Origin of the sequence: Pseudomonas sp. NPDC087358 (genome assembly GCF_044900785.1) — a bacterium.
Taxonomy (GTDB): Bacteria; Pseudomonadota; Gammaproteobacteria; order Pseudomonadales; family Pseudomonadaceae; genus Aquipseudomonas.
Genome location: NZ_JBJDOA010000003.1, coordinates 434,813 through 447,614, shown reverse-complemented (window position 1 = coordinate 447,614; position 12,802 = coordinate 434,813). Strand labels below are relative to the sequence as shown.

Below are 12,802 nucleotides of genomic sequence, written 5' to 3'. Positions count from 1 at the left end.
CCAGTTGTTTGAACGCCGACCGGGGTGGTTTCTCCAACTCACATCACCCCTTGGCAGGAGAAACATCATGAGCGGTACACGTCCTGAAAACCCTGATGCGGCAAAAGATGAGGTGACCTTCCCCGAGACCGTCCCCGACCCCGATCCTCGGGAAGACCTGATCAACGAAGGTTGCGATCCACGGACGGGCTTCGAGCCGGGCACCGAGATGGTCCCGGAGAAAGGCGACTTTCAGACCGAATCCTAGCGCTGACATCGCAGCGCCGGGCACCTCGGCACCCTGACAACATACAGGCAGCACGGCTTGCCGGCGGTCGCGATGTCCCGACCGTTGCCGCCTGCAAGCCGATTGCCATGCAGGCGACGGAGTTAAGTCAGTGCACGCCAACGGGTCTTGCGCTCAGCGGATTCCCAGCCGTTTGGCCAACCGGCTGAGGTTGGCCCGGTCCAGGCTCAATTCCCGCGCCACTTCGGCCCATTTGCCCTGATGGCGTTGCAGCGCATCGTTGATCAGCACCGTCTGAAACGCATCGAGCGCCTCCTTGAGCCCCTCCCCCGGCTTGACCACAATGGCTGCGCCCGGCAGCGTCGGGGCCGCCGCCGTCACGGCCGCCACCTGCACATCGCTGTCCAGTCCCAGCGCCTGGGTTTCGATGGTCAGGATACGCGGCCGCTCAGGGTGCGCCGACAGCGCCTTGAGCACCGCGCGGCTGATCAGATGCTCAAGCTCACGGACATTGCCGGGCCAGGTGTAGGTCATCAGGCTCTGTTGCGCTTCGGGGCTCATGCGCAGGCTGCGCAGCCCCATGCGTGCGCGGTTTTCTTCGAGGAAATAACCGGCGAGCAACACGATATCCCGACCCCGCTCTCGCAATGGCGGCACCACCAGGGGGTAGACGCTCAAGCGGTGATACAGGTCGGCGCGAAAGCGCCCGGCGCGCACCTCTTCGGCCAGATCGCGGTTGGTCGCGGCAATGATGCGCACGTCCACTCGGTGCTCCTGGTCGGAGCCTACCCGCTGCAACTGACCGCTCTGCAGCACCCGCAGCAGCTTGGCCTGCACCGGCAACGGCAATTCGCCGACTTCGTCGAGGAAGATCGAGCCGCCGTCGGCCAGCTCGAACTTGCCGCTGCGCCCGCTCACGGCGCCGGAAAAGGCGCCTTTGACATGACCGAACAACTCGCTTTCAACCAACAGCTCCGGCAGCGCTGCGCAGTTGAGGCTGATCAGAGGCTTTTGTGCACGTGGCGATTGCAAGTGGATGGCCTCGGCGACCAACTCTTTGCCAACGCCGGTCTCGCCGGTGATCAACACGGTCAACGGGCTGTTGCCCACCAGCTGGATTTCCTGCTGCAAACGTCGATGCACCGGGCTTTGCCCGATCAGCTCACGTGGCGCGCGCCCTCCCGCCGCGCGCTTGTAGACCTCGGCCAGTTGCCGCTGGTCCTCGAAGCTGCGCGCCAATTGATTGATCCGCTCACTGGCCATTACCGTCGCCGCTGCCAGGCTGGCAAACGCCTGCAGGTTATCCAGATCGACACTGCCAAAACTCGATGGGTCCAGAGAGTCCAGGGTAATCAGCCCCCACAGCTTGTCCTGGACAAACAACGGGCAGCCCAGACAGTCGTGGACTTCAAGGTGCCCGTGCAACCCGTCCACCAGCCCGTCATAAGGATCCGGCAAATCGCAGTCGGTGGAAAACCGGGTCGGTTCGCGGTTCTGCGCAATGATGTCGAGCCGGGGATGCTCGCCCAGCTTGAAGCGCCGACCGAGCGTGTCCGGGCTCAGGCCCTCTACGGACAACGGCACCAGCACATCGTTTTCGAGTCTGAGCAAGGCCACCGCGTCGCACGGCAACAGCTGGCGCAACGAGCGCAGCAGACGGCGGTAGCGCTCCTCATCGGGCAGGTCACGGGACAGATCGGCGACAAGGGGCACCAGCGCCAGCAGCAAGGGATTGGTCATGAAGACTCCAGATGCAGCGATCCAGATCGAGGGGCGAAAAGCGCGGTCATTATGACAGCGACCAAGGTTAAAACGACAGCGACCCGAACAGGTCGTTATGACTCGGACATCGCAACTCCTTGATTAAACGTCATATTTAAATTGGCACGGATCCTGATATAGCTCTCAGTACCGGTAAAGGCAGCGCGCCCAAGCCCTACTTAACAGGAGTCACCGCCATGTTTGATTTCTTCCTCAACCCCGTCAGCGTCCTGCGCCTGTCCTCGCGTGTTCTGTGGGCCGGTCTTGCCATGCTCCTGACCGGCATCGTCGGCGCCTATCTGCTGGACCTGCAATTGACCCTGCCCGCCCTGGTCAGCCTGCACGCCATGACCATCCTCGGCCCGACCCTGCTGAAGATCGGCTACGTCATGCGGCTGCTGTCGCAACACAACTTGCGCAAACTGCACGCCACGCCGGTTTACAGTCATCCGTTAATGGTCAAATAACCGACAGCGACTGTTTCAGAACTGAAACGTTCTGCCGTGCAAGCCGCTCAATGGACCAACGTTTTATTCTGGCGCCAAGTGCTCGGCGTTCAGCCAAAGGCTCTTTAATTTAAATGAAGTTGTAGAAAAACTATTTTGTTTATAGTCGAGTCAACCCCCGGAAGGAGTACTCGACATGGCAAGAATTCAGGGACGAGTTGAAGAAACTTTCCCCCCCTTGGTTGTTGATCTGGATGGCACCCTGCTGCGTTCGGATCTGCTGATGGAGACCGCGATGGCCTTCGTCAGAAGCACGCCACTGAAGGTCTTCAAGATGCTCGGCTGGCTACTCAAAGGCAAGGCGGCGCTCAAGGAAGGTCTGGCGCTGGAGTCGCAGATCGATGTCTCGGTCCTGCCTTATGACCCGCAGATCATCGAAATGATTCAGACGCAAAAGGCCACCGGGCGGATGATCGTGCTGGCCACGGCAAGCCATGTAAGTCTGGCTGAACGTATTGCCGAGCATCTGCAATTGTTTGATCTGGTATTGGCCTCCAATACCAATCGAAACTTGTCCGGTAATAACAAGCGCGACCTGTTAGTTGCTCATTATGGCGAAGGTGGTTTCGATTACGTCGGCAACTCCAAAGACGACCTGCCTATCTGGAAAGTGTCCCGTCAGGCCTATGTGGTCAACCCTGAGCGAGGCGTCGAAGGTCGGGTAACGGCGATGACCCAAGTCGAGCCCACGCTGCGCACCAATACCTCGGGGGTGCGTGACTGGCGCAAGGCGATGCGCATGCATCAGTGGCTGAAAAACGCGCTGATCTTCGTGCCGCTGCTGGCCTCCCACCGCTTCACCCAATTCGACCTGATGCGCGACGGCGTCTTTGCCTTCTTCTGCTTCGGCCTGTGTGCCTCCAGCGTTTATATCCTCAACGACCTGCTGGACCTGGGCGATGATCGACACCACAAGAGCAAGTGCAATCGCCCCTTTGCCAGCGGCCGGCTGTCGATCAAGGCCGGACTGGTGTTCGTACCGACCCTGCTGCTGATCGCCTTCGGCGCAGCGCTGGCGCTGTTGCCCTGGCAGTTCTCGGCGGTGATGGCGACCTATTACGGCCTGACCCTTGCGTATTCGTTGCAACTCAAGCGCCAGATGGCAGTAGACGTGATCGTGCTGGCGATGCTCTACACGGCACGGATCATTGCCGGGGTCGCCGCCTTCAACCTGACGCTGACGTTCTGGATCCTGGCGTTCTCGATGTTCATCTTCCTCAGCCTGGCAATGGTCAAGCGCTATGCCGAGCTGCGCGATGCACGGGTGCGTGACGTCACCACCCTGGCCCGCGGACGCGGTTACTACCCCGGTGATCTGGACATGATCGCGTCGCTGGGCGCGTCTTCAGGCTACCTGGCGGTGATGGTGCTGGCGCTGTACATCCAGGACACCCAGACCACCGCGTTGTACGGCACCCCGCATGTGATCTGGCTGGCCTGTCCGCTGCTGCTGTTCTGGGTCACCCGGGTGTGGATGCTGACCCATCGCGGAATGATGAACGAGGATCCGGTGGTGTTCGCCATCCGCGACCGCACCAGCCAAATGATCGGCGCAGTGTTTCTGCTGATGTTCTGGATCGCCGCATGAGCACGCCGTTGTATTCCTGGGGACGCTTCCCCCGCAGTCCGCAGCGTGGCCATGGTTGTGTCTGGCTGGACGAATTGCCGGCACAGCGGGACCGGGTCATCGACGATCACCACACCAGTCTTCCCTATGGCAATGGCCGCAGTTATGGCGACAGTTGCCTGGCCGCCAGCGACCAGGTGTTGCACATGCGCTCGCTCGACCGCCTGATCGAAGCCGACTGGACCCGCGGTGTGCTCAAGGTCGAAGCGGGTATCACCCTGGCCGAGGTGCTGACGGTGGCCATCCCCCAGGGATGGTTTCTGCCGGTGACACCGGGGACCCAGTTCGCCACCGTGGGCGGCGCCATCGCCAACGATGTGCACGGCAAGAACCACCATGTACGCGGCACGTTCGGACGCCACGTCCTCGGTTTCGGCCTGCTGCGTCATGGCCAGCCTGAGCTGATCTGCTCGCCCGACGCCAATGCCCCGATGTTTTCGGCGAGCATCGGCGGCCTGGGGCTGACCGGGGTCATCAATTGGGCGCAGATCCAGCTGATGCCGATCCGCGCCAGCCAGATCGACACCACCACCGTGCGCTTTGCCAATCTGGCCGAGTTCTTTTCCCTGGCTGACGAACTCGACGACAAGCATGAGTACAGCGTGGCCTGGATCGACTGTCTGGCCAAAGGCGCCGACACCGGGCGCGGCGTGTTCATCGTCGGCGATCATGCGCACTACGGCAGCCTGGAGACCGGCCGCGGCGCCCGGCTGAGCATGCCGCTCACCCCGCCCGTGTCGCTGATCAACAAGCTGTCGCTGAGCGCCTTCAACAACCTGTACTGGCGGGTGCACCCCAGCCAGCGCAAACAGGGCCGCAGCGCCTTTGAGCCGTTCTTTTATCCCCTTGACCGGATCCTGCACTGGAACCGCATCTACGGCCGCCGAGGGTTTCAGCAGTATCAATGCGTGATCCCGACGGCCAACGCCGAGACGGCCATGGGCGAGTTGTTGAGGGCCATTGCCGATGCCGGGCAAGGCTCGTTTCTGGCGGTGCTCAAACGTTGTGGCGACATCCCCTCGCCGGGCCTGCTGTCGTTCCCGATGGCCGGCACCTCGCTGGCCCTGGATTTCCCACAGAGCGAACACCTGGAAGACGTTGTATTCCCGCGCCTGGACGACATCGTCCGGGCTGCCGGAGGCCGCTTGTATCCGGCCAAGGATGCCCATATGAGCGGCGCCGACTTTCGCCGGGCGTACCCCGCCTGGGAGCGTCTGGAAGCGCTGCGCGATCCCTCTTTGATGTCCCGTTTCTGGAGCCGCGTGATCTTATGAAAACAGCCATGAAAAGAGTCCTGATCATCGGTGCCACCTCGGCCATCGCCAGTGCCTGTGCCCGTCTATGGGCCAGCGAAGGCAGCGATTTTTTCCTCGTTGCGCGCAATGTCGAAAAACTGCAGCAGACGGCCGCCGATCTCAAGGCGCGGGGTGCGAAGAACGTGACCCTGCACGAAATGGACGCCAACGACATCGATGCCCATCCACTGATGCTCAGTCGCTGCCTGACCGCGCTGGGCCAGATCGATATCGCCCTGATCGCCCACGGCACCCTGCCCGATCAGAAAGCCTGCGAGCGCGACGTGCATCTGGCGCTGCGCGAATTCGCCAACAACTGCACGTCGGTAATCGCTCTGTTGACGGGGTTGGCCATGCAATTCGAGACCCAGCGCTGCGGCAGCCTGGCGATCATTTCCTCGGTGGCAGCAGACCGCGGCCGGCCCTCCAACTATCTGTATGGCAGCGCCAAGGCGGCGGTGTCGACTTATTGCGAAGGCCTGCAGGCCCGCTTGTTCAAGGTCGGGGTGCATGTCACGACGATCAAGCCCGGTTTCGTCGACACGCCCATGACCCAGGGCCTGTCGTTGCCTGCCGCGCTGCTGGCGCAACCGGCACAGGTCGCCGAACGCATCGTCAAGGGCATCGCCAACAAGGTCCCCACGCTCTACGCGCCCGGCTTCTGGGGTTTGATCATGCTGATCATCCGCTCGATCCCGCAGCCGGTGTTCAAGAGGCTCAACCTGTGAGCGAGTCACTGCACCTGTCCGGCTGGCGCTACCGGGCGGTTGTGTTGTCGGTGGTCGGTTCGGCGCTGGGCTATCTGGGATTCTCACTGTGGGGCGGCTGGCACGCGGTTGGCGCTGCGGTCGGCGAAGTCGGGCTGGTCGGCATCGTCATCACGCTGTTGATGTCGTCGCTGAACTATGGCCTGCGTTTCATGCGCTGGCAGTCCTACCTCAGGGTGTTGGGTCATCCGATGCCGTGGCGCCCGAGCCTGAACATCTATCTAGCCGGGTTTGCCCTGACCACCACGCCCGGCAAGGCCGGTGAAGCGCTGCGTGGCGTGCTCCTCAAGCGCTGGGGCGTGCCCTATCCGCAGAGCTTCGCGGCGTTTTTCAGCGAGCGCCTGTCGGATCTGTTCGCGGTGGTGCTGCTGACCCTGTTCGGGCTGTCGCTGTACCCCGAGGCGTTGCCGATGATCGTGGTCGGCGTGGGCCTGGTGCTGGTCGGATTGCTGGTGCTGTCGCAGCGTCGATTGCTGGAGCGCCTGACCTTGATGGTGCCCACCGAGGGCGGCAAGGTCATCGGCCTGTTGCGTCATCTGCTGCAGGTGCTGGTGCACGCCCAGCAATGCCATCGCCTGCGCCTGATGCTGGGGTTGACCCTGCTCAGCGTGGTCGCCTGGAGCGCCGAAGCGGTGGCCTTCGACTGGATCCTGCATTGGATGGGCGCCGATATCCCGCTGACCTTTGCCGTGTTTGTGTATGCCCTGGCGATGCTCGCGGGGGCCGTGAGTTTCATGCCCGGCGGCCTGGGTGGCGCGGAAGCGGTGATGGTCGGGCTGCTGGTCTGGAAGGGCATGAACAGCGCCGACGCGGTGGCCGCCACGGTCCTGATTCGCCTGGCGACCTTGTGGTTCGCCGTGGCCATTGGCGCGGTGATGCTGTTCAAGCTCAAGGGCGAAACCGCCCCTCAGAGCCAGCCGGTTCAATAACGTTTTTTCCAAGTGGTAAAGGGACAGGAGTGCAAGTCATGGTGGAAGCAGTACGTTCTCGAGCATCGATTCTGATTCCCCTGCTGTTGGTGATCGGGGCAATCATCGCCAGTTTTCTGGCCTCGAGCGGGCCGATCCAGTGGATGGACAACGGCATGTTCCTGGCCGACGCAACAGAGGGTCAGTATTTCAGCCAGACCCTGGGCCCGCTGGACCATCCGCTGTACCTGTTTTTCACCACTGCGCTGTACGCAGGCTTCGGCTCGCATGTGCTGAGCCTGATGAACTCGCTGTTGCTGATCCCGCTGGCCTGGGCGATCTACCGGCTGGCCAGGGGTGTGGGCGCGACGGCGCAAACCGCGTTGCTGTCGGCGGCGGCGGCGATCCTCTGTCATTGCGTGTTCTGGATCTCGACCAAGGCCGAGGTGTATCTGCTGCACACGCTGCTGGTGACCCTGGCGTACATGGTCCATTTCGATGCGAAATCACGCCTGGGCGCTCTGCAGAAACTGTTTCTCATCGGCCTGCTGACCGGGCTTGCGGCGGCCATCCATCAGCTGACTTTCATCGTTCTGTTTCCGCTTTATGTGCAGCTGCTGTGGCAGCACAGGGCACGTACGCTGATGACCCTGCCCGGCTTCCTGCTGGGCTTTGCGGTGGCATTCCCTGGCATCGTCAACGAAATGCGTGGCGGCCTGGGGCTGATCGACATCGGTCACCGCTACCTGATCGGCATCCCCGACAAAACCACCGAGCAAAGCTGGCAAGGTGCGCTGTTCCGCTTCGATGACATGTGGCACGAAAAGAACTCGGTGGTGCTGCTGGTGCTGTCACTGATCGGTCCGCAGATAGTGGGGCTGGTGCTGTTTCCGAAAAACCCCGGGCTGCGGCTGCTGTGGTGCGCGGCGATGATGAATTTCGTCTTCGCGATCTCCTACGATGTCACCGACCGCTTCACGTTTTTCCTGCCTGGGGCTGTGCTGGTGAGCATCATCGGCGTGATGCAATTGCACAGGCTGCTGCCGCGCAGCGCTACCACCGGCGTATTGAATGCTTCGCCGCTGGTTGCACCGGTGACCATCCTCGGCGTATTCGCCATCTATGCCAGCGGCATAATCGGACTGCCGGCGCACAAGGAGCCGTTGCCGTTTCGTGATGACATCCACTACTTCATGGCGCCCTACTTGAGCGACCGCTCGGCCGAGGAGTTCGTGCGCAGCTACGAGCAATCCGCCCCACAAGGCGCGCTGATCATCGCCGACTGGACGCCTAACGGTGCCCTGCGCTCGGCCCAGGCCAGCGGCCTGCTCAAGGGCCGCACATTCGAGTCCTGTGACGAGGTCAAGGACATCGATCACTACCTCCAGGGTCCCGGCGCCTTCCTCGCCCGCACCAGCTACTGCGGGATGATCGCCGACCGGTTCACGTTGGAGACGTTGCCGGTAGGGTATGAGTTGCGGGCGAAGTGAATACCACGTCCTGAACTGCCAGCAGTTTTCTCACAGGAGCACTGTGCCAGCGCTGAGGAACTCAGAGCATCTCAATCACACGACTGCCTGCACGGTCATTTTCGAACGGCAGGCAGTGATACTCGTAAAGTCTTCAGGCGAATTCCATCTACTTAGTCAGCCTCAAATCATCAATTTGAAGTGTCATATAATCCTGTGCTGCATAGTCTACACTTCCATGCCTCAAAACAAATCTCAGAGATTTTATCTCCCCCTTGCCGGGAGAGCCAAAAGTCGGATTGAACGTTGCTGAAGGTGGACACTGAACGGTTTGTATCACCACTCCGCTCTGATTTAAAGCCTCGATCTTCCCATTACCATTTCCTGCGGCTACGCTATTACCCCAGAAGGTTATTTCGGAATAAAGTTCGTTAAACGTCATCTCCAAGGCGGTATCGAAGTAATAAAATAGAGAGTTCGCGTTAGCATAGAGTTGCAGGCGCCGAGGAACATTCGTTATTTGCGCAGGGGTCCAAAAAGCATAAGAACCACCTGTAACTGTGACGACGCCGTTAAAATAGGGGCGTTGAATTGTGCGAAAAGCGCCAACTGGCGCGTCTTCGAAATCATCGAGATGAGTGGGCGGTTGGATATCCAGGACCCACGCCGCGGCGGTTTTTCCCTCATAGTGGGCGGTAAAGCTATGTCGACCAATTGGCAGGCCCGTAGCTGGATAACTCCATTCTCCACCTATCAACGCTGCTGACCCGACCTTAACACCGTTGTCGCGAACTTCTACCTCATCCACCTTTGAATCAACCTTCCTGGCACTCTTGGCATTGATCATGTCCGTCATCCTTAAACGTTATTGACGCGCCCCATTATTGGACGCGGACCAAGGATGTCAACCTACCACAATCAACTCGGCATCAGCATACCTGCAACCAGCTTCGTCGTTCCCCCGATTTTCATATACTTAACGCACCCTGTTTAATTGTTCGCTATAACGCTTATCGCCAATTAATCTAACTATACGACGGCACTGACAATGGCAAGGCGACTATGGAAAACATAGATAGCGTCATTGGTCCCGATAACCGGTGGCCAGAACAGGGGCGGTATGTTGTGGCTATACCTTCTCCAACGCGCCTTCCTTGTGCATCGCCAGATGCCCGGTCTTGTCGCTTTTGACTTCGTACTGCGGTTCGTCTTTGGAGGCGGTGCGGTGTCGGCCCATGAATTCGCAATCCTTGACATGAACCTTGGTGACGGTTCCGACGACGTGGCCGACGTCGGAATTCCAACGCACGTGGTCGCCGGTCTTGAAGGCATGGGCCATGTTTACTCTCCTGTTTTCAGGGCTGCCAGAGGGTCTGGCCGCCTTCGAGTTTGCGATCCAGAAAATTCGCCGCGCTGATCAATGCCAGGTGGCTCAGCGCTTGCGGTGTATTGCCCAGATGATGCCCGTGGACGTCGAACTCTTCGGCGTACAAGCCCAACGGGCTGGCGTAGCGCAGCAATTGCTCGAACTCCAGGTGCGCCTGCTCGACCCGCCCTGCGCGCGCCAGGCACTCGACGTACCAGAAAGAGCAAGCGACAAAGGCGCCTTCTTCACCGTCCAGACCGTCGCCGTGTTCGTCGTCATTGCGATAGCGAAACACCATGCCGTCGCGCACCAGTGTCCGCTCGATGGCTTCAAGGGTCGACAGCCATTTGGGATCACTGGCGCCGACGAACCTCACCAGCGGCATCAACAGCATCGAGGCATCCAGGTTCTTGCTGCCGGTGTGCTGGACGAAATGCTCGAGCTCAGGGTCCCAGAAGTTCTCCCAGATATCGTCATGGATGGCCTGGCGCTCCTTGTCCCAACGCTCGAAGGGCGCCGGCAGCGAACGTTTCAGAGACAGGCGCAAGGCGCGATCCAGTGCCACCCAGCACATCAGCCGCGAGTGCAGGAAATGCTGGTCATCGCCGCGCATCTCCCAGATCCCAACGTCCTTACTGCGCCAGTTTTCGCAAAGTTCATTGACCAGCCGGGTCACGTGTTGCCAGCCATTATGGGAAATCGCTTCGCCGTATTTGTTGGCCAGGTAGACCGCATCCATCAACTCGCCATAGATGTCCAGCTGGGTCTGCTTGTAGGCCTCGTTGCCGATGCGCACCGGGGTCGCGCCGCCGTAGCCGGACAGATGCGTCAGGTCTTCTTCGGGCAGCTCTTCGCGGCCGTCGAGGGCGTAGAGGATGCCAAGTTTTTTTGCGTCGTCGCAGCAGTCGCCCATGCGGTCGCGCACCCACTGCATGAAGTCATTGGCCTCATCGGTGTAGCCCAGACGCATGAATGCATACACGGTGAACGACGCATCACGGATCCAGGTGTAGCGATAGTCCCAGTTGCGCCCACCGCCCTGCTCTTCGGGCAGGCCGAAGGTAGCCGCGGCGACAATACCGCCGTGCATGCGCGACGTCAGCAGCTTGAGCGCCAGCGAGGAGCGGTTGACGACCTCACGCCAGCGGCCGCGGTAGTTCGAATGCCGACTCCAGCGTCGCCAGTACGACAGCGTGCTCTTCAGATCACGGTCGCACTGGCTGGCCTTGACCCGTTCATCGGCCGCGCAGCCGAGCATGAACTCGACCATCTCGCCCTGTTTGAGCGCAAACTCGGCAACCGCAGCCTGACCATCGATTTTCAATTCGGTGGTCGCCGACAGACGCATCGCCGGCTGGCCGTCTGCCTCGAAACAGACATCCTCACCGTCGGCTCGCGCGGTGGTCTGCGCGCGACTGTAGTCATGCCTGACCCGACACAGCATGCGCACCCGGGTGGTGCCATGACGCACGTGGATCCTGCGCACCAGTCGGGGTAGATCTTCGACATTCTCGGCAATGGGCATCAAGTCCGTGACTTCGACCACCGCATCCCGGGCGATCCAGCGCGTCATCAGCACGTTGGTCTGCGGCAGATACAGCTGCTGGCGACGGGCGTCCGGCAGGATCGGCGACAACTGGAAGATCCCCGCGTCCGGGGTGTCCAGCAGCGCGCTGAAAATGCTCGGGCTGTCGAATTCCGGCCAGCAACAGAAGTCGATGCTGCCAGTGTCCGCCACCAGTGCGGCACTGCGCATGTCGCCAATGATGCCGTGGTTCTCGATGGGGTTCTGCGCCTCATTGCGCGGGTCGTCCTCAAGGGGACGCGAGTGCTCAGCCATTGTGACGGAACTCCGGATACAGGCTCATGCCACCGTCGATGAACAGCGTGGTGCCGTGCACATAGTCGGAGGCATCGGATGCCAGCCAGACCACTGCGTTAGCCACATCCTCGGACTCGCCGACGCGGCCATAGGGGATCAATTCCAGCAGCTTGCTCTGGGCGTCGCCGCTGGTGGCCTTGGTATTGATCGCCGTGCGAATCGCCCCGGGCGCGATGCTGTTGACCCGGATCTTCTGCTCGCCGACTTCCTGCGCGATGCTGCGCATCAACAGATCGACCCCGCCTTTGGAGGCCGCGTAATTGACGTGGCCCGCCCAGGGGATGACCTGATGCACCGAGCTCATGTGGATGATCTTGCCCAACGCGCGGGAGATGTCGGGACGGATCTGCTGGGTGGCGAACTGGCGCAGTGCGGCGCGAGCGCAGAGAAACTGGCCGGTCAGGTTGACGTTGATGACGGTGTTCCAGTCTTCCAGGCTCAGTTCGGCGATCGGCGCGTCCTTCTGTAGCCCGGAGTTGGCGATAAGGATGTCCAGCCTGCCGAAAGCCTTGAGGGTTTCGGCGAACAGCTTTTCAACCTCTTGCTCCTTCGAGACGTCGGCGCCGACGGCAATCGCCTGGCCACCCGCTTTGAGGATTTCATCCACCAGCTTCTGTGCAGGCTCCGGCTGGGAATGGTAATTGACCACCACCGCCGCTCCGGATGCCGCAAGCCCTCTGGCCGCTCCAGCACCCAGCCCGGAACTGGCGCCTGTCACCAGCGCGACCTGGCCTTTCAAGGAAATCAGCATGGCATGTCGAGCCTCATGGTGAACGTTTAAATGCTGACTGACGCGGCTGGCTGGAAGTTCAGTGTGGATCGGCCAAGGTTGCGCGGACCCTGCCGGCATTCGTCCAGCCAGGCACCCGCATGAACCAACCGGTCCGCGAAACATGCGGTTACGCTGGACGCCAGCCAGGCGCGCTCCATAAACTGTCGCCGATCATTCGCCGGTTTCTCTCACACGCAGGGGCCGAATGCTGGGCAACGGGGAC

The 12,802-nt window shown here is 61.0% G+C and carries 12 protein-coding genes; 7 read left to right on the top strand and 5 right to left on the bottom strand.

Going from position 1 to position 12,802, the window contains the following annotated elements; translation table 11 throughout:
- Window positions 1–67: 67 nt before the first annotated feature.
- The gene (locus ACI2KS_RS08800) at window positions 68–247 is read left to right on the top strand and encodes a hypothetical protein (protein ID WP_404619132.1); all 180 of its coding nucleotides are present in this window, start codon (window positions 68–70) and stop codon (window positions 245–247) included.
- Window positions 248–400: 153 nt separating this feature from the next.
- Here the strand turns inward: ACI2KS_RS08800 and norR are convergent, their stop codons facing one another.
- Complete coding sequence (gene norR, locus ACI2KS_RS08795) at window positions 401–1,966, bottom strand: nitric oxide reductase transcriptional regulator NorR (RefSeq protein ID WP_404619130.1); 1,566 nt, start codon at window positions 1,964–1,966, stop codon at window positions 401–403.
- Window positions 1,967–2,184: 218 nt separating this feature from the next.
- Here norR and ACI2KS_RS08790 point away from each other — a divergent pair, with 218 nt between their 5' ends.
- The 6 genes from ACI2KS_RS08790 to ACI2KS_RS08765 all read left to right on the top strand — a co-directional run bounded on the left by ACI2KS_RS08790 (window position 2,185) and on the right by ACI2KS_RS08765 (window position 8,580).
- Window positions 2,185–2,454, top strand: coding sequence for a transmembrane sensor/regulator PpyR (locus ACI2KS_RS08790; RefSeq protein ID WP_404619129.1), 270 nt, complete (start codon window positions 2,185–2,187; stop codon window positions 2,452–2,454).
- Window positions 2,455–2,629: 175 nt separating this feature from the next.
- The gene (locus ACI2KS_RS08785) at window positions 2,630–4,081 is read left to right on the top strand and encodes a UbiA family prenyltransferase (RefSeq protein ID WP_404619128.1); all 1,452 of its coding nucleotides are present in this window, start codon (window positions 2,630–2,632) and stop codon (window positions 4,079–4,081) included.
- Complete coding sequence (locus ACI2KS_RS08780) at window positions 4,078–5,394, top strand: FAD-dependent oxidoreductase (RefSeq protein WP_404619127.1); 1,317 nt, start codon at window positions 4,078–4,080, stop codon at window positions 5,392–5,394. Before ACI2KS_RS08785 ends, ACI2KS_RS08780 begins: the two co-directional genes overlap by 4 nt.
- An 8-nt stretch (window positions 5,395–5,402) precedes the next feature.
- Window positions 5,403–6,143: an SDR family oxidoreductase gene (locus ACI2KS_RS08775; protein WP_404619126.1), complete on the top strand. Its 741-nt coding sequence runs from the start codon at window positions 5,403–5,405 to the stop codon at window positions 6,141–6,143.
- Window positions 6,140–7,111: a YbhN family protein gene (locus ACI2KS_RS08770; protein ID WP_404619125.1), complete on the top strand. Its 972-nt coding sequence runs from the start codon at window positions 6,140–6,142 to the stop codon at window positions 7,109–7,111. The genes ACI2KS_RS08775 and ACI2KS_RS08770 overlap by 4 nt, the downstream gene beginning before the upstream one ends.
- Window positions 7,112–7,149: 38 nt before the next feature.
- Window positions 7,150–8,580 carry a DUF2723 domain-containing protein gene (locus ACI2KS_RS08765; RefSeq protein WP_404619124.1) on the top strand — a complete coding sequence of 477 codons (1,431 nt, stop codon included), beginning with the start codon at window positions 7,150–7,152 and terminating at the stop codon, window positions 8,578–8,580.
- Window positions 8,581–8,728: 148 nt separating this feature from the next.
- Here ACI2KS_RS08765 and ACI2KS_RS08760 read toward each other — a convergent pair whose 3' ends face one another.
- The 4 genes from ACI2KS_RS08760 to ACI2KS_RS08745 form a co-directional block, all read right to left on the bottom strand.
- Window positions 8,729–9,406, bottom strand: coding sequence for a hypothetical protein (locus ACI2KS_RS08760; RefSeq protein WP_404619122.1), 678 nt, complete (start codon window positions 9,404–9,406; stop codon window positions 8,729–8,731).
- A gap of 282 nt (window positions 9,407–9,688) precedes the next feature.
- Complete coding sequence (locus ACI2KS_RS08755) at window positions 9,689–9,898, bottom strand: DUF2945 domain-containing protein (protein ID WP_404619121.1); 210 nt, start codon at window positions 9,896–9,898, stop codon at window positions 9,689–9,691.
- Between the two features lie 16 nt (window positions 9,899–9,914).
- Window positions 9,915–11,765, bottom strand: coding sequence for a glycoside hydrolase family 15 protein (locus ACI2KS_RS08750; RefSeq protein WP_404619119.1), 1,851 nt, complete (start codon window positions 11,763–11,765; stop codon window positions 9,915–9,917).
- The gene (locus ACI2KS_RS08745; protein WP_404619117.1) at window positions 11,758–12,558 is read right to left on the bottom strand and encodes a glucose 1-dehydrogenase; all 801 of its coding nucleotides are present in this window, start codon (window positions 12,556–12,558) and stop codon (window positions 11,758–11,760) included. The genes ACI2KS_RS08750 and ACI2KS_RS08745 overlap by 8 nt, the downstream gene beginning before the upstream one ends.
- Between the last annotated feature and the right edge of the window lie 244 nt (window positions 12,559–12,802).

Bases quoted from the DNA above. Each gene is read 5' to 3' on its own strand.
- ACI2KS_RS08800 (WP_404619132.1), top strand. From the start codon at position 68: ATGAGCGGTACACGTCCTGAAAACCCTGATGCGGCAAAAGATGAGGTG.
- norR (WP_404619130.1), bottom strand. From the start codon at position 1,966: ATGACCAATCCCTTGCTGCTGGCGCTGGTGCCCCTTGTCGCCGATCTG.
- ACI2KS_RS08790 (WP_404619129.1), top strand. From the start codon at position 2,185: ATGTTTGATTTCTTCCTCAACCCCGTCAGCGTCCTGCGCCTGTCCTCG.
- ACI2KS_RS08785 (WP_404619128.1), top strand. From the start codon at position 2,630: ATGGCAAGAATTCAGGGACGAGTTGAAGAAACTTTCCCCCCCTTGGTT.
- ACI2KS_RS08780 (WP_404619127.1), top strand. From the start codon at position 4,078: ATGAGCACGCCGTTGTATTCCTGGGGACGCTTCCCCCGCAGTCCGCAG.
- ACI2KS_RS08775 (WP_404619126.1), top strand. From the start codon at position 5,403: ATGAAAAGAGTCCTGATCATCGGTGCCACCTCGGCCATCGCCAGTGCC.
- ACI2KS_RS08765 (WP_404619124.1), top strand. From the start codon at position 7,150: ATGGTGGAAGCAGTACGTTCTCGAGCATCGATTCTGATTCCCCTGCTG.
- ACI2KS_RS08760 (WP_404619122.1), bottom strand. From the start codon at position 9,406: ATGATCAATGCCAAGAGTGCCAGGAAGGTTGATTCAAAGGTGGATGAG.
- ACI2KS_RS08755 (WP_404619121.1), bottom strand. From the start codon at position 9,898: ATGGCCCATGCCTTCAAGACCGGCGACCACGTGCGTTGGAATTCCGAC.
- ACI2KS_RS08750 (WP_404619119.1), bottom strand. From the start codon at position 11,765: ATGGCTGAGCACTCGCGTCCCCTTGAGGACGACCCGCGCAATGAGGCG.
- ACI2KS_RS08745 (WP_404619117.1), bottom strand. From the start codon at position 12,558: ATGCTGATTTCCTTGAAAGGCCAGGTCGCGCTGGTGACAGGCGCCAGT.